The organism is Bradyrhizobium sp. CCGB20, assembly GCF_024199855.1.
Lineage (GTDB): Bacteria > Pseudomonadota > Alphaproteobacteria > Rhizobiales > Xanthobacteraceae > Bradyrhizobium.
Genome location: NZ_JANADN010000001.1, coordinates 9,004,977 through 9,031,899 on the forward strand (window position 1 = coordinate 9,004,977; position 26,923 = coordinate 9,031,899).

The window sequence follows — 26,923 nt, forward strand, 5'->3', positions numbered from 1 at the left end:
CGGCTGCGCGCCCGCCTGGTCGGCATGCTCCGGGCAGTGCCGATCCGCTGGCGCATCCTGTCGATCGCGGCGCTGAACTCCGCCGTGGTGGTGGTGCTGGTGGGCCTGATCTGGAACGGCTCGCAGGTGCTGGGGTCAGCCTGGGACGACGTCCGCCAGGTACGCGAGTCCGACCGCATTCTGGCGCTGCTCGAAAGCGAGACCGGGCGCCTGCACAATCTGATCCACCGCTACATCAACCAGCCGAGTCCGGACCTGTTCGCCGAGATCCTGCTGCTGCGCGAGGCGGTGCTGGGCACGCTGACCGACCGTGCCGCCAAGGACCCGATGCTGTCGGGCTCGGTCGAGGAGCTGGAGCGCACCACCGACCGCTTCCTCAACGGCTTCGGCGAGCTGCGCGTCGTGCAGGCGACCATCGCCAAGACCTATGAGGAGCAGGTGCAGGGCCCGGCCAGGGACATGGCCGGCCTCTATTCCATCATCGAGGGGGCCACCGGCCATCGCGACGCGCTGATCTGGCCCTCGCTCGGCAAGTCCCGCGAGGCCTTCACGGCGATGCTGGTCGCGGCGAATTCCTATTATCTGTCGCTGTCGCCCGGTGCTGCCGACGACGCGCGCCGCAACACCGAGACGATCGAGAAGACCATTCCGGTCATGATCGATCTCGCCGACAACGATCTGCAGCGCATGGCGCTGCAACGGCTCGGCGCCCGCACCATGGCGCTGCGCGAGGGTTTTGCCAAACTCTCCGAGCAGCTGATGAACCGCACCGAATTGCTGCGCAACACCATCGACGCCAGCCAGGCCGAGGCGATCGGCGCCATCGACGATCTCTCCACCAAGATGCGCCAGCGCGAGCAGAAGGCGCAGGAGACCTTCGACCGCACGCTGGCGGCCATTTCTCGCCGCGTCCTCACCATTGCGATGATCTTCCTCGGCGTCATCCTCGCCGCCGGCGTGCTGATCGCGCTGTCGATCCGACTGCCGCTGCAGCAGATCATGACCGCGATGCGCGCGATCACGCTCGGGGACCTCGACCGCGAGGTGCAAGGCACCAAGGCACGCGACGAGGTCGGCGCCATGGCGCGCGCGGTGGAGGTGTTCCGCGAGAACGCGATCGCGAAGCGCGAGACCGAGGACGAGCTGCGCGCGTCCAAGGAGAAGGCCGAGAGCGCGCTGCTCGAGCTCAACACCGCGCAGCAGAACCTGATCGACGCCGAACGACTGGCGGCCCTCGGCGGCCTCGTCGCCGGCGTCGCGCACGAGGTCAACAACCCCATCGGCATCAGCCTGACCGTTGCCTCGAGCTTCGCCCGGCGCACCGAGATCTTCGAGGCCCAGCTCAAGGGCGACGGCGGCCTGCGCCGCTCGCAGCTGGAGGAGTTCGTGCAATCCTCGCGCGACGCCTCGCAGCAGCTCGTCGCCAACCTCACCCGCGCCGGCGAGCTGATCCAGTCGTTCAAGCAGGTCGCGGTCGACCGGTCGCATGCCGAACGGCGGCAGTTCTCACTCAGCGAAGCCACCGACCAGATCATCGCCAGCCTGCGTCCGGTCCTGAAGCGCTCGCCGATCACGCTCCAGGTCGACGTGCCCGAGGGGCTGCTGCTGGACGGCTATCCCGGCTCCTACGGCCAGATCCTGACCAACCTCTTCCTCAACGCCGCCAACCACGCCTTTGCCGACGGCCGCGCCGGCACGATCACGATCTCGGCGCGGCCGCGCGGGTCCGACGACATCGAGATCATCTTCGCCGATGACGGGGCCGGCATGACCCCGGACGTGCAGCGCCAGGCCTTTGACCCATTCTTTACCACCCGGCGCAATGAAGGTGGTACGGGACTCGGGCTTCATATCGTCTATAACCTCGTCACCCAGCAGCTCGGCGGACGCATGATGCTGGAATCCAAGCTGGGACAAGGCACTACTTTTCGGATTATCATGCCGCGGATCGCCAAGGGCGGCACGCAAAGCACAGAGACTGACGGGACTTCTCAATGGCCGAACAGGACGATGTCCTCCACCTGATCGACGATACCGGTGCCGCACCGGAGGACCAGAACGCAAGGAAGTGGAAGATCGCCGTCATCGACGACGATCCGGCCGTGCATGACGGCACCCGCTTCGCGCTGTCCGATTACAGCCTCAATGGCCAGGGCCTGGAGATCCTCTCCGCCCATTCCGCGGCGGAAGGTCGCAAGCTGATGGCCGAACACGGCGATATCGCCGCCGTGCTGCTCGACGTCATCATGGAGACCGACGTCGCCGGCCTCGAGCTGGTCGAGTTCATCCGCAACGAGCTCAAGAACGAGACCGTGCGTATCATCCTGCGCACCGGACAGCCCGGCCAGGCGCCCGAACGGCGCGTGATCGTGCAGTACGACATCAACGACTACAAGGCCAAGACCGAGCTCACCGCCGACAAGCTGTTCACCTCGCTGACCGCGGCGCTGCGCTCCTATCAGCAGCTCGAGCGCATGGTGCAGACGCGGCGCGGGCTCGAGATCATCATCGACGCCGCCTCGACGCTGTACGACTTCAAGTCGATGCAGCGGCTCGCCGAGGGCGTGCTGACCCAGCTCGCCTCGCTGCTCAATGTCGACTGCGCCGGTATACTGGTCTTGCGCGACAATGGCGGCGTGGACCCCGAACTCTCCGTGCTCGCCGGCAGCGGCTGCTACAGCCGCTTCATCGGCACGACCTCGTCGAAGGCGCTCGACCCCGACCTGCGTACGATGGTGGAAGCCGCCTTCCAGGGCCGCAAGAACGAATTCGCCGACCACCGCAGCGTGATCTATCTGCGGACCGGAAGCGGCCGCGAGGTGGTGGTGCTGCTCCAGGCCGAGCGCGAGCTGTCCGAGACCGATCGCTCGCTGGTCGAGATCTTCTCCAGCCGGCTCTCGATCGCCTTCGACAACGTCATCCTCTATCAGCAGCTCCAGGACGCCAACACGCAGCTCGAGGATCGCGTGGCCCAGCGCACCCGCGCGCTGATGCAGGCCAACCGCCGCCTCTCGGCGCAATGGCTGCGGCTGCAGCGCGCCAACGGCTTCAAGAACGAGATCCTCGGCACCGTCGCGCATGATCTGAAGAACCCGCTCGGCGTCATCCTCGGCCGCACCGAGATGCTGAAGGAGCTGATCTCGACCGGCGCGTCGGCCGACGGCGTCGTCGCCCAGGTCGATCACATCCGCGATGCGACGAAGCGCCTGACCACGATGGTCGATCACCTGATCTCGGACGCGATGGCCGATGCCTTCGACATCACCATCCGCCGCGAGCCGGTCGACGTCGCGGCGCTGGTGAAAGAGGTGGCCGAGGCCAACCATCCGCTCGCGGTCAACAAGCAGCAGGCGATCAGCGTCACCGCGCCACCCAACATCGTCACCATGTGCGACACCGACCGCATCCGCGAGGCGATCGACAATCTCATCAGCAACGCCATCAAATACAGCCCAATCGGCGGCAAGATCATCGTCGCGGTCACCCATGAGGGAAGCGATACCATCGTCCGCGTCAGCGACCAGGGCGCCGGCCTGTCGCCGGAGGATCTGGGCCGCCTGTTCGGCCGGTTCCAGCGGCTATCGGCCAAACCGACCGCGGGCGAGAGCTCGACGGGGCTTGGGCTTTCCATCGTCAAGCGTATTATCGACATGCATGGCGGCGAGGTGACGGCCGAGAGCGACGGTCCCGGCCAGGGATCGACCTTCACCATCACCCTGCCCGCGACCGAGTTGCCGTGATTTGAGTACCGAGATCTGATGACATGACCCAAAGCCAGCACATCATGATCGTCGACGACGAGGCCCCGGCCCGGGAGATGGTCGGCGATTACCTCAAGATGCACGGCTTCACCGTGACGCTGTGCGACGGCGGCAAGAGCTTGCGCGCCGCGATCGACGGCGGCATGCCCGATCTCGTCGTGCTCGACCTCAACATGCCCGAGGAAGACGGCCTCTCGATCATCCGCGACCTCAAGAGCCGGATCAACGTGCCTGTCATCATGCTGACGGCGACCGCGAGCCCGATCGACCGCGTCGTCGGTCTCGAGCTCGGCGCCGACGATTACGTGGCAAAGCCCTGCGAGCTGCGCGAGCTGATGGCGCGCATCCGCTCGGTGCTGCGGCGGAGCACGCCGGTGAAGGCTGCCGCTGCCGAGGCGCCTGCGAAATCGGACAAGGACCAACTGGTGCGCTTCGGCACCAAATGGCTCGACCTCGAAGCGCAGGCCTTGCGCGACGACGAGGGCAACGAGCATCCGCTCACCGCGTCCGAGTTCGGGCTGCTCAAGGTGTTTGCGGCCAACCCGAAGCGCGTGCTGTCGCGCGAGCGCCTGCTGGAGCTCGCCAATGCGCGCGACGCCGAAGCCTTCGATCGCGCCGTCGACCTGCGCATCATGCGCATCCGCCGCAAGATCGAGCCCGACCCGACCAAGCCGGCCGTGATCCGTACCATCCGCGGCGGCGGCTATCTGTTCTCGCCCTCGGGCGAGAAGGCGTAGGGCGCGCCAGACCTACCGCTGTCGCCCCAGACAAGCGCGCGTCGAGCCGGGGCGGAAAGCTGATTTCTTGGCGCGACCGAACGCAAATCCTCGTGCTTCGTTCCAGCCGCCCTCCGGCGCCCCTCCAGACCCGACCCCCGTATTTTCCGTATATTGAAATTCCACGGTTTTTTGTCCCGAATGTTTCGTCGCGCCCTGTCCGACGAAACAATTTGGCGGCGCACGAAACCATTTTCCGCTTTTGGTGCAGACGTCCCGAAACGTTGGCTGATTAACACTTTGGTCCAAGGAAACGCCGCTCGGTTGCGGCGCTACGGGGAGCTAAGTCAATGCCGAACGTCATCGCCATCAACGCCCAAGCCAGCCAGAGCATCATTGCCGCTCAGGCGACCTCGGACGATATGCTTCTGGAGAGCATTGCCGACGGCAACCGGACAGCGATGCACATCCTCTATTGCCGGCACAATGTGCGGGTCTATCGCTTCATCCTGCGCATCGTGCGTGACGCGACCACGGCGGAAGATCTGGTCAGCCAGGTGTTCCTCGACGTGTGGCGCACCGCAGGCCAATTCCAGGGCCGCTCGCAGGTCTCGACCTGGCTGCTCTCGATCGCCCGCTTCAAGGCGCTGACCGCCATGCGCCAGCGCCGCTTCGAGGACATCGACCAGGACGACGTGCGCCAGATCCCTGACGATGCCGAGACGCCGGAGAGCTCGCTCGACCGCAACGACACCAGCGCCATCCTGCGCGCCTGCGTGCAGAAACTGTCGCCCGCGCATCGCGAGATCATCAACCTCGTCTACTACCACGAGAAGTCGGTGGAGGAGGTCGGTCAGATCATCGGCATCCCGCAGAGCACGGTGAAGACGCGGATGTTCTATGCCCGCAAGCAACTGGCCGATTTGCTTAAGGGCGCCGGCGTCGACCGTTTCGCCGCCTAAGGCCAAGGATTTCAATGGGATAGGACCGCGCTGCGGCCCTGTCCCCGGACACGGAAGTGTTACCGCCGACGAAACAATTGAAACAAAGCACAACATCAGGCGGAAAAACTCCCCTCCTATAAAGCTTACATACGGTTTCGTTAAACCTCCCAAGACCTCCAGCGACCCGGACGATGCCCCCGTCCGGGTCGTTTTGTATTTGGGTTTTGCGATGCCGCAGCCCCGATGTTCTTGGCCGCATCTGAGTGAGGCGGGCACCGCTCTCTCATTTCCTCCCCCCTTGCGGGGGAGGGGCAGGGAGAGGGGTAGCCACGAACTCAGACCGATCCCGGGGCTACCCCTCTCCCCCACCCTCCCCCGCAAGGGGGGAGGGAGCGCGCTGCCGCATTAGCCGGCACAATTGCCTCCCAAAACAATCGCCCGTCACGAACGTGTGACGCCGCGTAACGACCGCTGCATCCAGCACGAACTCCCCTCGTGACCCCCTTCACGAGTGGCTCGATGCTCGAACTTCTCTTTGCCGTGCTTGCCGGAATCCTCACCATCGCCGCGCCCTGCACCCTGCCGATGCTGCCGATCCTGCTCGGCGCCTCGATCGGGCGCGCGGGACATTTGCGGCCGGCGATGATCGCGCTTGGCTTTGTCGTCTCGTTCTCGGCGGCCGCGCTGCTGTTAGGTGCCATCACGCGGCTGTTCGATTTCGATCCGAACGTGCTGCGCGAGGCCGCCTCGATCCTGCTGCTCGGCTTCGGCTTGCTGATGCTGTGGCCGGCGCCGTTTGAATGGCTGTCGATCCGGCTCAACGGCTGGCTCGATCTCGGCAATGCCGGCGCCGTGCAGCGCGAGGGCGCGCTCGGCGGCCTCGTGCTCGGCACCACGCTGGGCCTGGTCTGGACGCCTTGCGCCGGTCCCGTGCTCGGCTCGATCCTGACGCTGGTCGCGACCTCGAAGAACGCCGGCTGGGCCGGCGTGCTGCTGATTGCCTATGCCATCGGCGCAGCGATCCCGATGCTTGCGATCGCCTATGGCGGACAGGCCGCGACCACGCGGGTGCGCAGCCTCGCGCGGATCTCGCCGCGGCTGCAGCAGGGTTTTGGCGTCGTCGTGATCGCCTTCGCCGTCGCCGCCTATTTCCAATACGACACGCTGATCGTGGCGTGGCTCACCGGCTTCTATCCCACCGGCCAGATCGGCCTGTGATCATCACGCATCTCAACCGGAGGACTTTTTCCATGACCTTCAAACTGCTCGCCGTCTCCGCTGCACTGATCGGCATGGCCGTAACGGGCGCCGTCATCCCCGGCATCTGCGACGAGGCCGCGCGCGCAGCGCCAATGGTGACCGCGGCCGCAAGCCGGCAGACCGCGCCCGACTTCGCCGGCATCAACAACTGGTTCAACTCGAAGCCGCTCAACATCGCCGACCTGCGCGGCAAGGTCGTGCTGGTCGACTTCTGGACCTATGGCTGCGTCAACTGCGTCAACACGCTGCCGCACGTCACCGACCTCTACGCCAAATACAAGGACAAGGGCCTCGTCGTGGTCGGCGTGCACACGCCGGAATTCCCGTTCGAGCGCTCGGCCTCCAACGTGCAGGCCGCACTGAAGCGCCACGGCATCACCTATCCGGTGGCGCAGGACAATGACTCCAAGACCTGGAACGCCTACAGCAACCGGTACTGGCCGGCGCAATACATCATCGACCAGAACGGCAAGATCGTGTTCCAGCACGAGGGCGAAGGCGCCTACGACCAGATCGACCGCACGGTGGCCGGGCTGCTGAACGCCAATAGTTGAAGCCGCAGGCGCGACGTTGTTGCTTGACTCCACGGACCCGTCCGTGGAGTTTCGCGGCATCGGAATCAGCCGCCCGCAATGGACGCCGCGACCATCAGCACCGACATTCGCCTTCGTGAGGGCTCCTCGATCGCGCAGCGGCTTGTCATGTCCGCCTTCGCGGCGGCCGTCGCGCTGTGCTTCACGCCGGGCCTGTTCACGCGCGATCCCCTGGAAATCATCATATCGGTGGTTGCGCTCCTCGTGGGAGCCGGGTTCGTCGGCGGCATCATGCTGGCGCCGGCGGTGGTGTGGATCATCACGCCGAACGAGATCCTGATCGGGCGACAAAGTCCGTTCGGAAAGCTCCGCACGCGGGTCGTCGCAAAAGACGACATCAGCGGATTGCAGGTTCCCGGCGGCAAGCGGGTGAAAGCCCGCTTTCAACTCGTCTTCACGCTCGCTTCGGGGGAACGCCTGACGTCCCCACCGATCGCCGACGTCACCCATGTTCGCGACACCGTGGCCCGGATCGCTGCGCAGTTCGAAGTTCCCAATGTCGAGGAGCCGGTCAATCCGCTCGATGCCAGCAATCCCGAGATGCATCTCGGCGAACCGCTCGAGGCATTTTCCGCGCGGGACATCCGCATCGTGTCGCTGATCGCGGTCGCGTTGTCCGCCGTGCCCTACGCGTACAAGCTCTGGCGCGGATGGCCGCCCACGCATGTCGACATCCTGTTGCTGCCGCTTGGCGTGATTGCGGCGTTCGCCGTGCACCGTTACGCCAACCTCGTGACCGGCGCGTTCTGGATCATCCGCGAGAGCGACATCCGCGTCGAACGCCTGTGGGGCGACGGCACGCCGCGCGCGGACCATATCGAGGGGCACGAGGTGAAGACGATCACCGTCGAGCGCCGCGGCCGCTCCGAGGACGAGCACTGTATCGTCACGATCCGATTGCGCTCGGGGCAACGGTTTCGCAGCCCCCGCATCGGGTCGCGGCCAGAGGCCCGCGCCGTGGGGACCGAAATCGTCCGCCGGCTCGGGATTTCGCCGGAAAGCAACAAGATCTAGCGCAGTGCCTGTTGGGTTGGACGATTTAGCCTCGAACTCGGTCTGAGCCTCTCCCGCTTGCGGGAGAGGTCGCGAAGGCGCGGGTGAGGGTTCTTTCCGCATCGGGAGTGCCCCATCGCGGAGACACCCTCTCCCCCCGCCCCCCGCACGCGAGGGAGGGAGCGCATCCAGCCCAGCGCTAGGCTTTTCGCGCCATCCCCTGTTTGTGGCATTGCGAGAGCCCGTCAAAAAACCAAAGCATTCTCGTGACATACCAGCCGGGTGTGCCATTAACTTGCCATGAACATGCCCCTGAGATTTGATGGTTCCGAATGATTTGCGCTGTGGCAGCGGGGAGAGCTTGAAATGACGGATTATCGTCGACTGACCGGGATGGTCGTGGCCGCGATCGGCTTGATCCTGTCCGCACCGCAAGCCATCGCCCAGCAGCCTGACCGCGGCGACGAGCCGGGTCTGGTCGCCGACGACGCCTACCAGCTCGAGCCGGAATGGCAGAAGCAGGTCGTGTACTTCCGCACCACCGAAACGCCGGGCACCATCATCATCTCGACCGCCGAGCGGCATCTCTATTTGGTGCAGCCCGGCGGGCGCGCGATCCGCTACGGCATCGGCGTCGGCCGCGACGGCTTCCAGTGGCAGGGGCTGGTGAACATCACCAACAAGAAGGAATGGCCGGACTGGACGCCGCCGCCGGAAATGATCCAGCGCCAGCCCTATCTGCCGCGCTTCATGGCCGGCGGCCCCGGCAATCCGCTCGGCGCCCGCGCCATGTATTTGGGCACCACGGTCTATCGCATCCACGGCACCAACCGCCCCGACACGATCGGCACCAAGGTGTCCTCGGGCTGCTTCCGTCTCGTCAACCATGACGTCGCCGATCTCTACGATCGCGTCCCTGTCGGCACCAAAGTGGTCATCCGGCAGAAGCCCGAACTCTAAGCTTATCGCTGGAGCATGATCCCCAGGGATCATGCTCTGCGCCCTCCCCCAATTCCTTTTTCCCGATTTTTCGAGAGAGCAACATGATGCGCACATTCCGAGGCGGCCTGCTGATCGGGCTCGCGGTCGCCGTGCTGGTCGCCGTTCTGGCCATCATCTATGAATTCTACGATACCCGCACGCTGAAGCGCACCGTGCGCCGCGGCGAGGTGCTGTGCGGCGTCAACAAGGGCCTGCCGGGCTTCTCGATCCCGGACGACAAGGGCAACTGGACCGGCTTCGACGTCGATTTCTGCCGCGCGGTGGCCTCCGCGATCTTCAACGATCCGGGCAAGGCGAAGTTCGTCCCGCTCGACGCCGGCGAGCGCTTCAAGGAATTGCAGAGCCGGAAAGTGGACATCCTCTCGCGCAACTCGACCTGGAGCATGGCGCGCGAGCTCGACTACGACCTCTATTTCCCCGCGGTCGCCTATTACGACGGCGCAGGCTTCATGCTGCCGCGCTCGCGCAACAAGGAGACCTCGCTGGACCTGACCGGCAGCAAGGTCTGCGTGCAGGCCGGCACCACGACGCTGCTCAACGTCGCCGATTACTTCAAAGCCAACAACATGAAGTATGAAGAGGTGAAGTTCGACAAGCTCGACGATGTGGTGAAGGCCTACGACACCGGCAAGTGCGACACGCTGTCGGCCGACGTCTCCCAGCTCTACGCGCTCAGGCTCAACCTCTCAAAGCCCGGCGACAACATGATCCTGCCGGACATGATCTCCAAGGAGCCGCTCGCTCCCGTCGTGCGCCAGCGCGACGACGACTGGATGATGATCGTGAAGTGGACGCTCTACGCGATGATCAACGCCGAAGAGCTCGGCGTGACCTCGGAGAACATCGACGAGGCCCTGAAGTCGAAGAAGCCGGAAGTGATGCGCCTGGTCGGCACCGAGGGCAATTACGGCGAGCAGCTCGGCCTCACCAAGGACTGGGTCGTCCGCATCATCCGCCACGTCGGCAATTACGGCGAGATGTACGAGCGCAACATCGGCGAGAAGTCGAAGCTGAAAATCCCGCGCGGCATGAACCAGCTGTGGAATGCAGGTGGTGTGCAGTATGCACCGCCGATGAGGTAGAGAGGTCTAACCGTCGTCATTGCGGTGACGGTGTTGATGAAGCGCGCGCTGCGTTCCCTCCCCCCTTGCGGGGGAGGGCTAGGGAGAGGGGTACCACACGGCACACTCTATCGCTCGCGCTCCACGTGAGGCGAGCTGTCCTCTCGCGACGGACAGACCCTTTCCTGGGCTACCCCTCTCCCCTGCCCTCCCCCGCAAGGGGGGAGGGAGCGCAGGGTGCCGTGTTGCACGAGTAGCGCCTCAATACCCCCGCGTGCGCGCCAGTTGCTCGGTGTGGTAGTTCGCATCGCCGAACAATTCCTCGCACACCCTTGCGCGCTTCATGAAGAAGCCGATGTCGAACTGGTCGGTCATGCCCATGCCGCCGTGCATCTGCACGCCTTCCTGCACCGCGCGGGTGGCGGTGGTGCCGGCGCGGGCCTTGGCCACGGCGACGCTTGATGCGGCCTTGGTGACGTCGGCGTCCAGCGCCTGGAGCGCCTTCATCGTGGCGGCACGGGTGATCTCGATGTCGACATAGAGTTCGGCGGCGCGGTGCTGGAGCGCCTGGAATTCGCCGATCAGCTTGCCGAACTGCTTTCTGTTCTTGAGGTACTCGACGGTGCGGTTGAACACCTCGTCGCTGAGGCCGACCATTTCAGCGGCGACCGCACCGCGGCCGATGTCGAGCACGCCCTCGAGCAGCGTGGCGCCCTGGTCGACCTCGCCGAGCACGCTGTCGGCGTTGACCTCGACATTGGCAAGCTCGATCCGCGCCGCATTATGCGCATCGACCATGATGGTGCGCTCGATCGATACGCCCTTGGCCTTGGGGTTGACCAGGAACAGCGTCAGGCCATCGCGCTCGCCGGCCGCTCCAGCGGTCCGCGCGGCGACGATGAAGAGATCGGCGACATGGCCGTCGACGACCAACGCCTTGGCGCCGGAGAGCTTGAAGCCGTTGCCGGCGCGCACCGCCTGGAGGCTGGTCTGGAGCGGGCGATGCTTTGCGCCTTCGTCGATCGCGAGCGTTGCGAGCAGCGAGCCGTTGGAAACCTTCGGCAGATATTCCGACTTCTGCGCGGCATTGCCGCCGCGGTTCAGCGCCGAGGCTGCCACCACGCTGGTGGCGAGGAACGGCGACGGCATCAAGGTGCGGCCGATCTCCTCCATCACGATCCCGGCCTCCATGAAGCCGAGACCGCTGCCGCCGTACTCTTCCGGCACGAGCAGGCCGGCAAAGCCCATCTCGGCGAAGGAGTGCCACAGCTCCTTGGAGAATCCGGTCGGATCCTTGGCGTCGCGCAAATGCCGCAGGTGCGACACCGGCGCCTTGTCGCTGATCAGCCCGCGCGCGGAGTCGCGGAGCATCGATTGTTCTTCGGTGAGGACGAGGGCCATGATGTTCAATCTCTAAGGTCTTGCAAATCTGTTGGTGTCATTCCGGGGCGATGCGCAGCATCGAACCCGGAATCTCGAGGTTCTCAGGTGCGCAACTGCGCACCATAGTTCGCGCTGTCGCGCGCCCCGGAACGACGGAGAACCTCACGCCCCCGGCAAATCCAGGATGCGCTTGGCGACGATGCCGAGCATCACCTCCGTCGTGCCGCCCTCGATCGAGTTGGCCTTGGTGCGCAGCCAGGCGCGCGGACGGGCGCCCTGCTTCGAGCGCTCGCTCTCCCATTCCAGCGCGTCGACGCCGCCGGCGGACATCAGGATCTCGTAGCGGCGCTTGTTGAGCTCGGTGCCGTAATATTTCATCGCCGACGAGAACGCCGGATGCGCCTGCCCCGCCTTGGCGAGATCGACCGCGCGCTCGGCGCAAGCCGCAAGCGCAGCTTCATCGACGTCGAACGTCGCGATCTTGCCGCGCAGCATGGAATCGTCGAGCCGCCCCAGCGCATCGGAGCCGACGGAATCGGCCGCGATCTGGCCGAGCGGACGACCGACGCCACGCTCGCCCATGCCCGAGATCATCGCACGCTCGTGCTGGAGCAGATATTTCGCGACGTCCCAGCCGCGGTTGACGGTGCCGACCACATGCGACTTCGGCACGCGGACGCCGTCGAAGAAAGTCTCGCAGAACGGCGAATAACCGGAGATGAGCAGGATCGGCTTGGTCGTCACACCCTTCGAGGTCATGTCGAACAGGATGAAGCTGATGCCGTCATGCTTCTTCGCGGCGGGATCGGTGCGGACGAGGCAGAAGATCCAGTCGGCGTAATTGGCGTAGGACGTCCAGATCTTCGAACCCGTGATGACGAAATCGTCGCCATCGCTCTCGGCGCGGGTCTGGAGCGAGGCGAGATCGGAGCCGGCGTTCGGCTCGGAATAGCCCTGGCACCAGCGGATCAGGCCCGCCGCGATCTTCGGCAGATGCTCCTTCTTCTGGGCCTCATTGCCATACTTGAGCAAAGCCGGTCCGAGCATCCAGATGCCGAAACTCGACAGCGGCGGACGCGCGCCCATCTTCGCCATCTCGGCGCGCAGCACCTTGTGCTCGGCAGCGCTGAGGCCTCCGCCGCCATACTCCTTCGGCCAATCCGGCACGGTCCAGCCCTTGTCGCGCATGCGCTCGAACCAGATGCGCTGCGGCTCGGACGCGAATTTCGTATTGCGTCCGCCCCAGAACACGTCGCCGTCGGAGGTCACGGGTTTACGCATCTCCGGCGGACAATTGGCTTCCAGCCAGGCGCGCGTTTGCTTGCGGAATTCTTCGAGATCGGCTGTCTCAGTGTCGCTCATGGTCGTTTCCATCAATCAAAAATCGACTTGTTGGGCGCGACTCTGGGCCATCGCACCGTGGAATTCAACCACTTCCGTGGCGCGCGTTCGGCTATAGTCGCCGCCACGACGGTGCTTGAAAACAAAGAGGAAACGAGAATGCGCCTGAAACTCCTTTCGCCTGGCGAAATGAACGAGAGCCAGCGGCAGACCTATGACGAGTCGATTGCCGGCAAGCGCGGCAAGCCGCCGGCGCCGATGATGGCATGGCTCAACAGCCCCGACATGGCCCGTCACGCCACGCGGCTCGGCGAGGTGCTGCGCTACGACACGATCTTCCCCGCCAAGCTCTCGGAGATCGCGATCCTGGTGACGGCGCGGCACTGGACTGCGCATTACGAATGGTATGCGCATAAGCGCCTCGCGCTTGCGGGCGGCATGGACCCGAAAATCATCGACGCGATCCGCGACCGTCGCACGCCTGAGTTCGACGATCCCAAGGGCAGGATGATCTACGACGTCGCGAAGTCGCTGCACGAGGGTCACGGCGTCGAGAAGGGGCTGTATGTTGAGGCGGTGAAAGTGCTCAGCGAGCGCGGCGTCGTCGAGGTGATCGGGCTGTGCGGCTACTACACCATGGTGTCGATGACACTGAACACGTTCGAGTTCGAGCTGCCCGAGGGCGAGGTGCCGGAGCTGTCATAGTTTCGTATCCGGAAACGCAGGGTTTCGGGATGGGGCCGTAGCGCTGTCCCGAAGCCCTGTTTATGTGGAGTTCAACAACGGAGCAGCCACATGCCGCAGAACCAAGCCGTCGCCGCCGGGACCCGGATCGGCCACGTCCATCTCAAGGTCGCCGATCTCGATCGCGCGCTCGGCTTCTATTGCGGCGTGCTCGGCTTCGAGCTGATGCAGCGCATGGGCTCGGGTGCGGCCTTCATCTCGGCCGGCGGCTATCATCACCACATCGGGCTCAACACCTGGGAAAGCAAGGGTGGCTCGCCGCCGCCGCCGGGCAGCACGGGGCTCTTCCACACCGCGATCCTTTATCCGACGCAGCCGGCGCTGGCGGATGCGTTGCATCGGGTGCTGACGGCCGGCATTGCGCTGGATGGCGCCAGCGACCACGGCGTCAGCGAGGCGCTGTATCTGCGCGACCCGGACCAGAACGGCGTAGAGCTGTATTGGGACAAGCCGCGGGAGCAATGGCCGTTCGGGCCGGATGGCAAGCTTGCCATGGTCACGAAGCGGCTGGATGTGGAAGCGTTGTTGCGAGTGCGCGAGGGGTGATGCCGTAGGGTGGGTTAGCCGAAGGCGTAACCCACCATGCCTCGGCGAATGCAGGACGAAGTTGGTGGATTACGCCTTCGGCTAATCCACCCTACGCAGTCTTCGTATGGGGCTTCCCCCGCACCATGATCAGCGCCGCAGCTGTCACCTCCAGCGCGATGCAGAGATAGAACGGCAGCGCGTAGCCACCGGACCAATCGCGCAGGAAACCGACGACACCGGGGCCGAAGGCATACGTCACCTGGTTGATCGCGGTATTCAAGCTGATCAGCACGCCGAACGAGGCGCTGTCGAACTCCCGCTGCACGATCAGCGACGGCAGCGTGATGAGGTTGCCGACCGAGAAGCCGAACACCGCGCACGCCGCGATCAGCACGTAGTCGTTGTGCAAATTGATGACGACGCACAGCGCTGCGGCCTGGCTCAGGAACGACAGCGCGGAGGCCAGCCGCTGGTTGAGCCGGTCGATCACCATCGAGAACAGCACCCGGCCGACCACCGCCATCGCGGTCAGCAGCGCAACGGCAACAGCGGCGCGTTCGCGGCCGATCACGGGATCGAGGAACGAGATCAGGTGCACGATGAAGCCGACCTGCGCGAACAGCACCAGCGCAAACGCAATCGTCACCGTGAGGAAGCCGACATCGCGCAACGCCCATGCGCGGATTTGCGTCGACGATTGCGGCTTCGCTTTCGCCGCCGCATGCCAGCCGTGAAGATCGGGCGGCCGTCCGACGAGAATGAGGATCACCGGCAGCAGCAGCACCAGCATGGCCCCGGCGGTGGCGTACATCGCACTGGCAAAGCCGACATGGCCGATCAACGTCACCAGCAGCGGCACGCCGACGATGCCGCCGAAGCTGGCGCCGTTCAGCGCCAGGCTGATCGCCATGCCGCGCTTCTGGTCAAACCACAGGCTGATCGTGTTGGTGATCATGGCAAGACTGGTGCCGGCCCAGCCGAAGGCGAGCACGGCGTCCGCAAGATAGAGCTGCCAGGGCTCGCGCACCGCACCGATCGCGACCGCGGCCGCCGCCATCGCCAGCGTGCCGGCGATGAGACAGAGCCTCGGGCCGTATTTCCTCACGGCCTCGCCGACGAAGACGACGAGCAGCGCGCCGAACAGGTAGAAGAACGTCGTGCCCGAGGAGACCAGCGAAGCCGGCCAGCCCCGCGCGCGCTGGAGCTCGGCAACATAGACGCTCTGCCCGTAGAAGCCGAGCCCCCAGCCGAAGGTCGCAAGCAGGAAGCAGACCGCGACGATGCGCCAGCCTTCGTAACGAAGCGAGGATTCGTCGATGGGCGCAGTGGGCCGGGGATTGTCGAGCATTTGCGCTGGTCCTTCGTTTCCCCCGCGAGCGCCGTGCTTCACGCCCGCCTGTCGATGACGAGCATCATGTAACAACCGGGCTCCCGAAAATCACTTCGACCTGGATCGAAGTATCAACGTTGCTGACAGCCTCCTGCCAACCTTGTTGAGTATGATCTTATCGGAAAACCGCTCCACACTTTTCCGGATCATACGTCAGATCGCATCCGGGAACTCGCCCATCGCAGCCTCGAGCCGCGCCTTGCGGCGGCGGGCCCAGGACGCCAGCGAGAGCACGGCGAGGCCGAGCAGCACCGGCGGGAACACCACCATGTTCACCGCGGACCAGCCGTAATTCGCAAGCAGCTGGCCGGAGGAGAACGAGCCGATCGCCATCATGCCGAACACGAGGAAATCGTTGAAGGCCTGCACCTTGTTGCGCTCCTGCGGCCGGTGCGTCTCCAGCACCAGCGCGGAGGCGCCGATGAAGGAGAAATTCCAGCCGACACCGAGCACGATCAGCGTGGCCCAGAAATGCATCGCAGTGAGGCCGGAGAGACCGATGCCGGCAGCAACGGCCTCCAGCAACAGGCCGGCGGCGACGATCCTGGGCGCACCGAAGCGCGCGATCAGTGCGCCCGTGAAGAAGCTCGGCCCGTACATGGCGACGATGTGCCATTGAATACCGAAATTGGAATCGGACACGGACAGGCCGCACATCTTCATGGCGAGCGGTGCCGAGGTCATGACGAGATTCATCATGGGATAGGAGATGACGCCGCACAGCGCCGCCGCGATGAAGCGCGGCCGGGTCACGATGGTGAGCAGCGGCCGGCCGCCGTGCAGATCGGCGGGCGCAGGCTTGGGCATGTCGACGCCGGCGACGATGCCCATCGCGACCAGTGCGACCGCGGCCTGCACCAGGAAGCTGAAGGCGAACAGATAGGGCGACCAGACGTCCATGGTCCATTGCACGAGCTGCGGACCAAGCACGCCGGCGAACACGCCCCCGGCCATCACCCAGGACACCGCTTTCGGCCGGTAGGCGGCGCTCGCGCCGTCGGCGGCGGCGAAGCGGTAGGATTGCGCCACCGCGCCGTAGAGGCCGCCGAGAAAGGTCGCGAGGCAGAACAGCGCGAACGAAGCATGCAGGATCGCAAAGCAGCCGCACAGACCGGTGAGCGTACCCAGACCCGTGCCGACGATGAAGGCCGCGCGGCGGCCGAAGCGGCGCGAGATCGCGCCGGTCGGCAGCGTGCCGGCCGCTAACCCCAGCACGTACATCGAGATCGGCACGGTCGCGAACGACATGTCGGGCGCGAGCGTCGCGCCGACGATCGAGCCGGTCGCGAAGATCACCGCCGAGTTGGCGCCGGTCAGCGCCTGCGCCGCGGCGAGGCGCACCACATTGGCACGCACGCGGACATCGTCGGCGATCTCGCTGGCTGTCGTCACGTCTAGCATCGGCATTTCCGCCCAGGGGGATCTTCAGGAGCTTGGTTGATTCCCGGCACTATGGAGGGGCGCGGGAGGGCGGGCAACCGGCGCAAACGGGCGCAGGCCATGCCTCTGACGCAATCGGCGGGATGATAGCGGGCCGCGCTCTTGACGGCTTGCGCTCGATCAAATCCTATCCGCCGCTACTTCCGGAGTTTCGATCATGACCGTCGACGACAGGCCCACGCTCAGCGCTCCCGACGACGATCCCTGGCTCTGGCTGGAGGAGATCGAAGGCAAGCAGGCGCTCGACTTCGTCGAACGGCAGAATCAACTGACGCTCACCGCGTTCGGCGGGAAGGCTTATGAGCGCGACCGCGACATCCTCGCCACGATCTACGATCGTCCCGACAACATTCCCTATGTCAGCCGGCGCGGAGATGATCTGCACAATCTCTGGAAGGACGCCACCAACCCGCGCGGCCTGTGGCGGCGGACCAATCTGGCGGAATTTCGCAAGGCCGATCCGGCGTGGGAGATCATGCTGGATGTCGACCAGCTTGCGGTAAGCGAAGGCGAGGACTGGCTGCTCAGCGGGATCGCGACGAGGCCGGGAAGCTCGCGGGCGATTCTGAGCCTGTCGCGCGGCGGCAGCGACGCCGTCACCTTGCGCGAGTTCGACCTCGCCACGAAGAGTTTTGTGCCGGACGGCTTTACGCTGCCGGAAGCGAAAGGCGGCGCGGACTGGCTCGATGCCGACACGCTGCTGCTATCGAGCGCGCATGGCGAGGGCATGGCAACGAGCTCCGGCTATGCACGAACCGTGCGGCTTTGGCGGCGTGGCCAGCCTGTCGATCAGGCCGAAATGATCGCCGAGACTACCGCCGATCACATGGTGATCTATGGTGGTGTCGACGACACCGGGGCGGCGCCGCGGGTCTGGATCGTCGACCAGATCGATTTTTTCAATCACGCGATCTGGCTGCGCGATGCGACTGGTGCGACGACAAAGCTCGATCTGCCGACCGGCATCTGGATGCAGGCGCATGGCGACTGGTTCGCGATGAAGCTGCGCAAGGACTGGACGGTCCAAGAGCAGACTCAAGAACGAACCTACGCCACCGACACGGTGCTCGGCATATCGCTCTCGGCGTTCCTCGCCGGCAGCCGCGATTTTGCGGTTCTGTTCGAGCCGGCTCCGCGACGCGCCCTGCAGGGCCTGTTCTGGCCGCGGGCAAGCTCGTCCTCTCGATCCTCGACGAGCTCAGGCCGCGCTTCGAGATCTGCACGCCGTCCACCACGAGCTGGAGCCGCGAGACACTTCCCGGCCTGCCGCAGATCGGCGTCGTCGACATCTGGCCGCTCGATCGCCATCCGTCCGAAAGCAATGGCGACCTGCTCGCCAATGTGCAGGACCCGCTGACGCCACCGTCGCTGCTGTTGCTCGCGCGCGGCGTCGCAAGCCCGACCGTGCTGAAGCAGGCGCCGAAGACGTTCACCCCTGACGGCCTCGTGGTGACGCAGCACGAGGCAATCTCTGTCGACGGCGAGCGCATTCCCTATGTGCAGACCGGACCGGCCGGCGAGACCGGCGACGCGCCGGTCTATATGAGCGCCTATGGCGGTTTCGCCCATGCGGTGAAGCCATACTACAACCCCTCGCTCGGCAAGCTGTGGCTGGAGCGCGGCGGCACCGTTGTGCAGGCGAATTTGCGCGGCGGCGGCGAGTTCGGCACGCGCTGGCACGACGCCGGCCGGCTCGCCGGCAAGAAACTCTCGCACGACGATTTCGCGGCCGTTGCCGCCGATCTCGTCCGCCGCGGCGTGACCAAAGCAAAGCGCATCGCCGCGCAGGGCGGATCGAATGGCGGCATCCTCATCACCAACATGCTGGTGCGTTATCCCGAGCGCTTCGGCGCGCTGTTCTGCACCATCCCGCTGATCGACATGCGCCGCTACACCAAGCTGCTCGCGGGCGCGAGCTGGATCGCGGAATATGGCGACCCCGACAAGCCCGAAGAGTGGGAGTGGCTGAAGACCTACTCCGCCTATCACAACGTCAGGGACGGCCAGACTTACCCGCCGATCCTGATCGCCACGACGCGGCGCGACGACCGCGTTCACCCCGGCCATGCGCGCAAGATGACCGCGAAGCTCCAGGCGATGGGCTACGAGGCCTGGTTCTACGAGCCGGCAGCGGGCGGTCACGGCTACGGCAAGGACAACAAGGAGCGCGCCGGCTTCGAGGTGCTCGGCTTCCGGTTCTTGAAGGAGAAGATCGGGTGGAGGGATGGCGAGGCCTGACGCGCTTCGGAAAACCAAGCTCGCGGCCATCCTTCGAGACGCCCGCCGATGGCGGGCTCCTCAGGATGAGGACTTGCCTCGCGGCAATAACACTTCAGACCCTCATGGTGAGGAGCGCCGCCTTGCGGCGCGTCTCGAACCATAAGGCCGAGATGCTACCAAAGCGCCTCGCGCCTCACCCTCGCGCAAATACCAGCGTTAGATTATTCGCCGGCATGTCGATCGTATCGACGAGACGCAGGCCCGCACCTCGTGCGAGCGTCTCGACATCGCTGATATCGCGCACGCCCCATTCGGGATTGCCTTCGCGCAAGGAGGTGTCGAACACGGCATTGCTGAGCGCGGTGTGCTTGCCGTCGCGCTTGAACGGCCCGTACAGGAACAGCTTGCCGTCGGCCCGCAGATAGCGGCCGGCGCCGGCGAACAGGCCCTCGGCCACGCTCCATGGCGCGATGTGGATGACGTTGGCGCAGAACAACGCGGCAAGGCTTGTCGGGCCCTGCCCGCTTCGCATCTCCGGACACCAGTCGGGATCGGTGAGATCGATCCGCAGCGGGCTGCGGATGTTTTGCAGGCCCGAATGAATGCGCCAGGCTTCGATGCTCTTGAGATGCCGCTGGTTGAGGTCGCTGGGCCACCAGGTCAGACCGGGCGTATGCCGGGCGAAATGGACCACATGCTGGCCGGTTCCGCTGCCGAGCTCGACCACGTTGCCGGTCAGGCCTGCGAGATGCTTTTCCAGCGCCGCCCAGAGCGGCTCGTGATTGCGATGAAATGCCGGGGCATCGAGCCGCCCATCGGACTCGACCCGTCCGCCGTCCCTGCCAAATTCGACGACATATTCAGCCAATTGAGGTCCCCTTGAAAAACGAGAACGCGTAAAAAACGGGATGAGCGCCCAAACGCCCCGAAAACAGCCAGCCAGCGCCCATTGCCTTTAGTCCTGGGCCCGAATCCGCCGAACAAATAATCTCTTTAGTTGCAATGCGGAAGATATTAGCTCCATTTTGCCGCGTGCATAGTCTTGATTGTCAGGCGATGCCCTTTGTGCTTTGGAACACTATATTTCCGTGAACGAGATCATCGACATAACGCCTCGGAACGACGCCTTGACCGCCCTTCCACGGACGCCTGTCCTTACCCTCCTGCTGGCCATCGCCGCCGGCCTTGGCGCAAGCCCCGTGCAGGCGCAATCCGCCGTGGCCGACGGCCAGAAGCTCGCCTTCGATCGCGGCAAGGGCAATTGCCTGACCTGCCATGTCATCAAGGGCGGCGACCTGCCCGGAACGATCGGCCCGGAGCTGAAGGACATCAAGTCAAAATACCCTGATCGCAACGAGCTGGTCGCGATCATCTTCGACGAGACCAAGCGCAATCCGCAGACCATGATGCCGCCGTTCGGCCGGAACCGGATTCTGAACGAACAGGAGATCAGCGCGATCGTTGATTTCCTCCAGACCCTGTGACTTCAGGCACGCCAAGAGACTGTCCAGGAGACCTCTGATGACGACACGCACCGGCCTTCATCCGACGCGGCGCCTGATCCTTCAGGGCACAGCCTCGGTCGCGCTGCTCGGCCTCGGCAACCTGCCGTTCTGCGCGACGTCCGCGCTTGCCGCAGCCAACGACAAATACCCCGAAGAGGCCTTCAAGCAGAAGAGCGAGGCCGACGCGATCAAGGCGCTCTATGGCAAGACCGCCGAGCCCTCCGACAAGGTCAAGCTCGATGCACCCGAGATCGCCGAGAACGGCGGCGTGGTGCCGATCGCAGTGACGACGACGCTCGACAAGGTGACCTCGATCTCGCTCTTCGTGGCCGAGAATCCGAACGCGCTCGCGGCGTCCTACAAGATTCCCGACGGCACGATGCCCAGTGTCGCCAACCGGCTGAAGATGGCCAAGACCAGCAACGTGGTCGCGATCGTGGAAGCCGACGGCAAGCTCTACAGCGCGACCAAGGAAGTGAAGGTCACCGTCGGCGGCTGCGGCGGCTAGGAGGATCGATCCGATGGCATCAAGCATTCGCGTACGCGCCACCGCCAACGGCGACATCACCGAGGTGCAGGCGCTGATCCAGCACCCCATGGATACCGGCCTGGTCAAGGATTCCAAGGGCGAGCTGATCCCGGCGCACTACATCCAGGTGCTGAAGTTCGAATGTAACGGCAAGGACGTCTTCGTCGCCAATTGGGGCACCGCGGTCTCCAAGGACCCCTACGTCAAGTTCAGCTTCAAGGGCGCCAAGAAGGGCGACGACCTCAAGATCTCCTGGACCGACAACAAGGGCGGGTCGGATACGACCACCGCGAAGATCGCGTGATGAAGTCCCGTTTTGCCCTCCTGCTTGGCTCGCTGAGTGCCGCGCTCGTCGCCTTCGCGCTCACCTCTCCGCGCGTGATCGCGGCCGACAAGGTCGATCCCGTTGCCGATGCGAAAGCGTTCCAGAATTTCTTCTTCCAGAAGTTTCCGACGGTGAAGCACGACGATTTCGTCAACGGTCCTTATTCGATGAACGAGGACATGAAGCGGCAGTGGCAGGAGAAGGAAGAATTCCCGCCCTACGAGTTCGCGCTCGATGCCGGCAAGGAGATGTTTTCGACGCCGTTCAAGAACGGCAAGACCTATGCCGACTGCTTCCCGAACGGCGGCATCGGCATCCGCCAGAACTATCCCTACTTCGACACTGGCGAAGGCAAGGTCGTCACGCTGGAGCTCGCGCTCAACCGCTGCCGCGAGGCCAATGGCGAAGCGCCCTATTCCTACGTCAAGGACGAGATGGCCTCGCTGACCGCCTACATGGCGTTCACCTCGCGCGGCAAGCCGATGGACATCAAGATCCCCGACGACCCCCGCGCGCTCGCGGCGTTCGAGAACGGCAAGCGCTATTTCTACACCCGCCGCGGCCAGATGAATTTCTCCTGTGCGAGCTGCCATGTGCAGAGCCCGGGCGAGCGCATTCGCGCCGAGATTTTGGCGCCCGCGCTCGGCATCCTGAACGCGATGCCGATCTACCGCTCCGAGTGGAGCGGCATGGGCACGACCAGCCGCCGCTTCGTCACCTGCAACAGTCAGACCCGCGCGGTTCCGCTGGAGCCGCAGGCGGATGAATATCGCGACGTCGAATATTTCCTCTCCTACGTCGCCAACGGCCTGCCGATATCAGGCCCGGGAGCGCGGCCATGAAGCTGTCACTTGCTCTCGCCATGCTGCTTGCCCTAGGCCTCGCGCCAGCGGCGCGCGCGGCAAATGAGGCGGACTACAAGGCGGCCTATGCCGCTGCGGAGGCCGCCTCCAAGGAGGCTGCAGGCATGCGCAACCAGTGGACCGTGACCGTATCTGCGCTGGCGGCAGCCAGGAAGGCGGCCGACGGCGGCGATTTCGACCGCGCGGTGACCGCAGCCAAGGAAGCCGAAGCGCTGGCGAAGGCGTCGGTTGTCCAGGCCACGTCCGAAAAAGAAGCCTGGAAGGCGATGGAAATCCGCTAGAATAAGATCTCGTGGAACCGTCGAGCTGCCGAGAACAGGCGCGGAGATTTTTTGGATGGCCATCCGCCGCCGCGACTTCCTGAAGGGCACAGCCGCTGCTGCCGCATCGATTGGCCTGCCGCGGCTCGCGCGCGGGGCCGACAATGCGAGCATTTACGACCTCGAACGGTTCGGCAATGCGCGGATCCTACACATCACCGACACGCATGCGCAGCTCAATCCGGTGTATTTCCGCGAGCCCAGCGTCAATATCGGCATCGGCGAGATGACGGGACAGCCGCCGCACCTGGTCGGCCGCGCGTTTCTCGAACGTTTCGGCATCCGGCCCGACAGCGCCGATGCTTATGCCTTCAGCTGCTTCGAGTTCGAGAAGTCGGCAGGCCGGTTCGGCAAGCTCGGGGGCTTCGCCCATCTGAAGACGCTGGTGGATCGTCTGCGCAACGATGCCGGCGATAAGCACGCCGTGCTGGTCGACGGCGGCGATCTCTGGCAGGGGACGGGGCTCGCCAACGTCACGCAGGGCCGCGACATGGTCGAGGTCGCCAACCTGCTCGGCATCGAGGCGATGACCGGGCATTGGGAATTCACCTATGGCGAGCAGGTGCTGCGTGAGAATCTCGAGCGCTTCAAAGGCGAGTTTCTGGCGCAGAACGTCTTCCTGACCGAGGAAGCCGCATTCAACGACGCCCGCGCCTTCGACAAGGCTACGGGACGCGTGTTCAAGCCCTCCGTGATCAAGGAGCTTGGCGGCCATCGCGTCGCGATCGTCGGCCAGGCCTTCCCTTACGTTCCAATCGCACATCCCAAACGCTTCACGCCGGACTGGACTTTTGGCATCCGCGAGGAAGAACTCCAGAAGCATGTCGATGCCTTGCGCAATGCCGACAAGGTCGATGCGGTCATCCTGCTGTCGCACAACGGCATGGATGTCGACCTCAAGCTCGCAAGCCGCGTCACCGGCATCGACGTCATCCTCGGCGGCCACACCCATGACGCCGTGCCGCAGCCGATCGCCGTGAAGAACGCTGGCGGCACGACGCTCGTCACCAATGCCGGCTCCAACGGAAAATTTCTCGCGGTGCTCGACCTCGCGCTCGACAAGGGCAAGGTCAATGACATCCACTATCATTTGCTGCCGGTCTATTCCGAGCTGCTGAAGCCCGACCCTGCGATGGCCGAACTGATCGGCCGGCTGCGCGCGCCGCATGTCACCGACTGGTCGGAGAAGATCGCAACGCCAGACCGCCTGCTGTATCGGCGCGACAATTTTGCCGGCCCCATGGACGAGCTGATCTGCGCCGCGCTGCGCACCGAGCTCGATACCGAGATCGCGCTGTCGCCGGGCTTCCGCTGGGGCGTTACCGCGCTGTCCGGCCAGCCGCTGACCATGGAGGATGTGCTCGCGGAAACCGCGATCACCTATCCCGAGACCTACGTGCAGGAGATGACCGGCGCAGAGATCAAGGACGTGCTGGAAGACATCTGCGACAACCTCTTCAACCCTGACCCCTATTACCAGCAGGGCGGCGACATGGTGCGGGCCGGCGGGCTCAGTTACACCTGCACGCCGACCGCGGCGATCGGCAGCCGCATCACCGAGCTGAAACTCCGGGGCGGCAAGGCGCTCAGCGCGAGCCACCGCTACAAGGTCGCGGGCTGGGCCTCGGTCAACGGCCAGCAGGGCGCACCGGTGTGGGATGTCGTCGGCAAATATCTGCGCTCGGGCCGGATGTTGCAGGAGCGGCTCGGCTCCGGCGTCACGCTGAAAGGCGTCGACGGCAATCCAGGCATTGCAGGACAGGGATGATGCGGCCGCAGATCTTTTCCGCGATGCTGCTGGCGTTGCTCGCATGGATGGCGCTGCCGCCGGCTTTCGCGCAGCATGCGCCGCTCCAGGACAAGCCGTTCGCCGAGCACAAGATCGTGCTTCAGCTCTCCGACGGCGATGGCAAGAAGCAGGCGCTGGTGCTGAGCGTCGCCAACAATCTCCTCAAGGCCTACGACCCCGACAAGGTCGCGATCGAGGTGGTCGCGTTCGGCCCCGGCATCGACCTGCTGTTGTCAGGCAGCGAGCGCCGCAAGCAGGTCGAAAGCCTGATCGCGCAGGGCGTGCGCTTCGATATCTGCCTCAACACGGTCGACACGATCGAGCGCGAGACCGGAAAACGGCCGGAGTTCATTCCGGCGGCGACACCGGTGCAGGTAGGCGTCGGGCAGATCCTGTTCCTGGCGGAGAACGGGTACACCGTGGTGAGGCCGTAAGGGCTTCTGCCGCGCCTCATTCACCGCTGTCATTCCCCGCGAAAGCGGGGAATCCAGTACGCCGCGACTTCTCCGTACCCCTCGCCCCCTCTGGAATCCTGGATCGCCCGCTCCAGTGCGCAATCGCGCACAAGGCGGGCGATGACAGCGAGCATGCGGCGGGCAGCAGCCTCATCACGCACAATAAAAATTTTCTAAATTTTCTTGTCCATGCAGTGGATTACTTCTCTTTATAGTCCCAAATGTAGTAGAATCCTCGAAGCCAACTCACGCCGGGTCCTGCCATGATCTTCCGCCAGCTCTTCGACAGCGTTTCGGGCACCTACAGCTACGTCCTCGCCAGCCGTCCCGGCGGCGAGGCACTGATCCTCGATCCCGTGCTGGAGAAGGTCGATCGCTACTGCCAGCTCTTGCGCGAGCTCGACCTCAAGCTGGTCAAGGCGGTCGACACCCATCTGCATGCCGACCACGTCACCGGGCTCGGCGAGCTGCGCGACCGCACCCATTGCATGACCGTGATGGGCGACCAGACCAAGGCCGACGTGGTAGCGATGCGGGTCGCCGACGGCGACAAGGTGACGATCGAGGGCCTGTCGCTCGACGTGATGTACACGCCCGGCCACACCGACGATTCCTATTCCTATTTGATGGGCGACCGCGTCTTCACCGGCGATACGCTGCTGATCCGCGGCACCGGCCGCACCGACTTCCAGAACGGGTCGTCGCGCGCGCAATACGAATCGATCTTCAACCGCCTGCTGAAGCTGCCGGACGAGACGATGGTGTTCCCGGCACACGACTACAAGGGCGACACCGTCTCCACCATCGGCGAGGAGAAACGCTACAATCCGCGGCTCCAGGTGCGCTCGGTCGACGAATATATCGAGCTGATGGCGAACCTGAAGCTGCCCAATCCGAAGATGATGGACGTCGCGGTGCCCGCCAACATGCATGTCGGCCTGCATCAGGAGGAGCTGGAGAAAGAGGGCCGCGCGCTCAGCGCGGTCGAGGCGATCAGCTCGCTCGGCCGGCCCGACATCCTGCTGGTCGACCTGCGGGAGACCAATGAGCGGATGAAGCACGGCATGCTCGAGGGCGCGCTGCATACGCCCTATCCGTCCGTTGAAGACAGCCTGAAGCCCGGCGGCATGCTGCGCGAGGTCGCGGCCTCAACCGGCCGCCGCGTCGTGTTCTTCTGCGCTTTCGGCGAACGCTCGGCGATGGCTGTCACCGCCGCCAAGGCAGCCGGGCTCACCAACACCGCGCACATCGCCGGCGGCATCGACGCCTGGAAGAAGGCGGGCGGGCCGGTGGTGCACTGACGGCGCAGGCTTGCGATAGGTCAGGAACTGCACATATCCTCCTGGTAAGACGGGTGCAGCATCACCATCCGGGACCAGCCATGGCCAAGATCGGCAAGCCGAGCAAGCCGCCCAAAATTGCGGACAACAAGCAAGCGGACGACAAGGCGAAAAAGCCTCCGCCTCCACGCGAGATCGACGACGATTACGAAGACGGCGATTTCGTTTCGCCGAAGCGCGATCGCTATGGGAATGATGATGAGCCGTTGTGAGGGGGGTCGCTGTCGTCCCTGCGAAAGCAGGGACCCATACCGCGTGATGTCTGGAGTGTGACAGGTCGCAATACCGAACCGCGATCCTCTGCCAAACTACTCCCAGGGGTTATGGGTCCCTGCGTTCGCAGGGACGACAGCTGGGATGGGGTTCTCGCCCCACCCCTGCTACCTGCCATGCGCCCGCGTTCATGGACAAATAACCGCTC

Annotated in this window: 25 protein-coding genes and 1 pseudogene; 21 read left to right on the forward strand and 5 right to left on the reverse strand. The window is 64.7% G+C overall.

What is annotated here, in order from left to right:
- Window positions 1-24: 24 nt before the first annotated feature.
- From NLM15_RS42475 to NLM15_RS42515, 9 genes are all read left to right on the forward strand, one after another.
- Window positions 25-2,025 (forward strand): ATP-binding protein, encoded by a 2,001-nt coding sequence (locus NLM15_RS42475; RefSeq protein WP_254124724.1) that lies wholly within the window; start codon window positions 25-27, stop codon window positions 2,023-2,025.
- Window positions 1,995-3,740 carry a DUF3369 domain-containing protein gene (locus NLM15_RS42480; protein WP_254123939.1) on the forward strand — a complete coding sequence of 582 codons (1,746 nt, stop codon included), beginning with the start codon at window positions 1,995-1,997 and terminating at the stop codon, window positions 3,738-3,740. The genes NLM15_RS42475 and NLM15_RS42480 overlap by 31 nt, the downstream gene beginning before the upstream one ends.
- Window positions 3,741-3,763: 23 nt before the next feature.
- Window positions 3,764-4,498: a response regulator gene (locus NLM15_RS42485; RefSeq protein ID WP_254123940.1), complete on the forward strand. Its 735-nt coding sequence runs from the start codon at window positions 3,764-3,766 to the stop codon at window positions 4,496-4,498.
- 329 nt (window positions 4,499-4,827) lie between these two features.
- The gene (locus tag NLM15_RS42490) at window positions 4,828-5,439 is read left to right on the forward strand and encodes a sigma-70 family RNA polymerase sigma factor (RefSeq protein WP_212487708.1); all 612 of its coding nucleotides are present in this window, start codon (window positions 4,828-4,830) and stop codon (window positions 5,437-5,439) included.
- Window positions 5,440-5,940: 501 nt separating this feature from the next.
- Complete coding sequence (locus NLM15_RS42495; RefSeq protein WP_254123941.1) at window positions 5,941-6,639, forward strand: cytochrome c biogenesis CcdA family protein; 699 nt, start codon at window positions 5,941-5,943, stop codon at window positions 6,637-6,639.
- 32 nt (window positions 6,640-6,671) lie between these two features.
- On the forward strand, window positions 6,672-7,235 hold the full coding sequence (locus NLM15_RS42500; protein WP_254123942.1) for a thioredoxin family protein: 564 nt from the start codon (window positions 6,672-6,674) through the stop codon (window positions 7,233-7,235).
- A 78-nt stretch (window positions 7,236-7,313) separates the two neighbouring features.
- On the forward strand, window positions 7,314-8,288 hold the full coding sequence (locus NLM15_RS42505) for a hypothetical protein (protein ID WP_254123943.1): 975 nt from the start codon (window positions 7,314-7,316) through the stop codon (window positions 8,286-8,288).
- Window positions 8,289-8,633: 345 nt separating this feature from the next.
- A complete protein-coding gene (locus NLM15_RS42510; RefSeq protein WP_254123944.1) occupies window positions 8,634-9,227 on the forward strand; it encodes a L,D-transpeptidase in 594 nt (197 codons plus the stop codon).
- A gap of 86 nt (window positions 9,228-9,313) precedes the next feature.
- Complete coding sequence (locus NLM15_RS42515) at window positions 9,314-10,351, forward strand: amino acid ABC transporter substrate-binding protein (RefSeq protein WP_254124726.1); 1,038 nt, start codon at window positions 9,314-9,316, stop codon at window positions 10,349-10,351.
- Window positions 10,352-10,591: 240 nt separating this feature from the next.
- Here NLM15_RS42515 and NLM15_RS42520 read toward each other — a convergent pair whose 3' ends face one another.
- On the reverse strand, window positions 10,592-11,731 hold the full coding sequence (locus NLM15_RS42520; protein ID WP_254123945.1) for an acyl-CoA dehydrogenase family protein: 1,140 nt from the start codon (window positions 11,729-11,731) through the stop codon (window positions 10,592-10,594).
- A 144-nt stretch (window positions 11,732-11,875) separates the two neighbouring features.
- Window positions 11,876-13,075 (reverse strand): acyl-CoA dehydrogenase family protein, encoded by a 1,200-nt coding sequence (locus NLM15_RS42525; RefSeq protein ID WP_254123946.1) that lies wholly within the window; start codon window positions 13,073-13,075, stop codon window positions 11,876-11,878.
- 138 nt (window positions 13,076-13,213) lie between these two features.
- Here NLM15_RS42525 and NLM15_RS42530 point away from each other — a divergent pair, with 138 nt between their 5' ends.
- Both NLM15_RS42530 and NLM15_RS42535 read left to right on the forward strand, forming a co-directional pair.
- Window positions 13,214-13,759 carry a carboxymuconolactone decarboxylase family protein gene (locus NLM15_RS42530; RefSeq protein WP_254123947.1) on the forward strand — a complete coding sequence of 182 codons (546 nt, stop codon included), beginning with the start codon at window positions 13,214-13,216 and terminating at the stop codon, window positions 13,757-13,759.
- Window positions 13,760-13,849: 90 nt separating this feature from the next.
- The gene (locus NLM15_RS42535) at window positions 13,850-14,344 is read left to right on the forward strand and encodes a VOC family protein (protein WP_254123948.1); all 495 of its coding nucleotides are present in this window, start codon (window positions 13,850-13,852) and stop codon (window positions 14,342-14,344) included.
- 91 nt (window positions 14,345-14,435) lie between these two features.
- Here NLM15_RS42535 and NLM15_RS42540 read toward each other — a convergent pair whose 3' ends face one another.
- Window positions 14,436-15,674: an MFS transporter gene (locus tag NLM15_RS42540; RefSeq protein ID WP_254123949.1), complete on the reverse strand. Its 1,239-nt coding sequence runs from the start codon at window positions 15,672-15,674 to the stop codon at window positions 14,436-14,438.
- Between the two features lie 195 nt (window positions 15,675-15,869).
- A complete protein-coding gene (locus NLM15_RS42545; protein ID WP_254123950.1) occupies window positions 15,870-17,117 on the reverse strand; it encodes an MFS transporter in 1,248 nt (415 codons plus the stop codon).
- A 196-nt stretch (window positions 17,118-17,313) separates the two neighbouring features.
- Here NLM15_RS42545 and NLM15_RS42550 point away from each other — a divergent pair.
- Window positions 17,314-19,394 (forward strand): annotated as a pseudogene (locus NLM15_RS42550) (prolyl oligopeptidase family protein).
- 175 nt (window positions 19,395-19,569) lie between these two features.
- On the opposite strand, the gene NLM15_RS42555 reads toward NLM15_RS42550, so the two are convergent.
- Window positions 19,570-20,244, reverse strand: coding sequence for a DUF938 domain-containing protein (locus NLM15_RS42555; RefSeq protein ID WP_254123951.1), 675 nt, complete (start codon window positions 20,242-20,244; stop codon window positions 19,570-19,572).
- A gap of 259 nt (window positions 20,245-20,503) precedes the next feature.
- On the opposite strand from NLM15_RS42555, the gene soxX reads away from it, so the two are divergent.
- From soxX to NLM15_RS42600, 9 genes are all read left to right on the forward strand, one after another.
- Window positions 20,504-20,860, forward strand: a complete 357-nt coding sequence (gene soxX, locus NLM15_RS42560; protein ID WP_254123952.1) for a sulfur oxidation c-type cytochrome SoxX — start codon at window positions 20,504-20,506, stop codon at window positions 20,858-20,860.
- Between the two features lie 37 nt (window positions 20,861-20,897).
- Entirely contained in the window at window positions 20,898-21,389 is a 492-nt protein-coding gene (gene soxY / locus NLM15_RS42565) for a thiosulfate oxidation carrier protein SoxY (protein WP_254123953.1), read from the forward strand.
- 13 nt (window positions 21,390-21,402) lie between these two features.
- Complete coding sequence (soxZ, locus tag NLM15_RS42570; RefSeq protein ID WP_254123954.1) at window positions 21,403-21,714, forward strand: thiosulfate oxidation carrier complex protein SoxZ; 312 nt, start codon at window positions 21,403-21,405, stop codon at window positions 21,712-21,714.
- On the forward strand, window positions 21,714-22,577 hold the full coding sequence (soxA, locus tag NLM15_RS42575) for a sulfur oxidation c-type cytochrome SoxA (protein ID WP_254123955.1): 864 nt from the start codon (window positions 21,714-21,716) through the stop codon (window positions 22,575-22,577). The genes soxZ and soxA overlap by 1 nt, the downstream gene beginning before the upstream one ends.
- The gene (locus NLM15_RS42580) at window positions 22,574-22,879 is read left to right on the forward strand and encodes a hypothetical protein (RefSeq protein WP_254123956.1); all 306 of its coding nucleotides are present in this window, start codon (window positions 22,574-22,576) and stop codon (window positions 22,877-22,879) included. Before soxA ends, NLM15_RS42580 begins: the two co-directional genes overlap by 4 nt.
- Window positions 22,880-22,934: 55 nt before the next feature.
- Window positions 22,935-24,686, forward strand: a complete 1,752-nt coding sequence (gene soxB / locus NLM15_RS42585) for a thiosulfohydrolase SoxB (protein WP_254123957.1) — start codon at window positions 22,935-22,937, stop codon at window positions 24,684-24,686.
- Entirely contained in the window at window positions 24,683-25,141 is a 459-nt protein-coding gene (locus tag NLM15_RS42590) for a hypothetical protein (RefSeq protein WP_254123958.1), read from the forward strand. The genes soxB and NLM15_RS42590 overlap by 4 nt, the downstream gene beginning before the upstream one ends.
- 284 nt (window positions 25,142-25,425) lie before the next feature.
- On the forward strand, window positions 25,426-26,463 hold the full coding sequence (locus tag NLM15_RS42595; protein WP_254123959.1) for an MBL fold metallo-hydrolase: 1,038 nt from the start codon (window positions 25,426-25,428) through the stop codon (window positions 26,461-26,463).
- An 80-nt stretch (window positions 26,464-26,543) separates the two neighbouring features.
- On the forward strand, window positions 26,544-26,714 hold the full coding sequence (locus NLM15_RS42600) for a hypothetical protein (RefSeq protein WP_254123960.1): 171 nt from the start codon (window positions 26,544-26,546) through the stop codon (window positions 26,712-26,714).
- The last annotated feature ends 209 nt before the right edge of the window (window positions 26,715-26,923 follow it).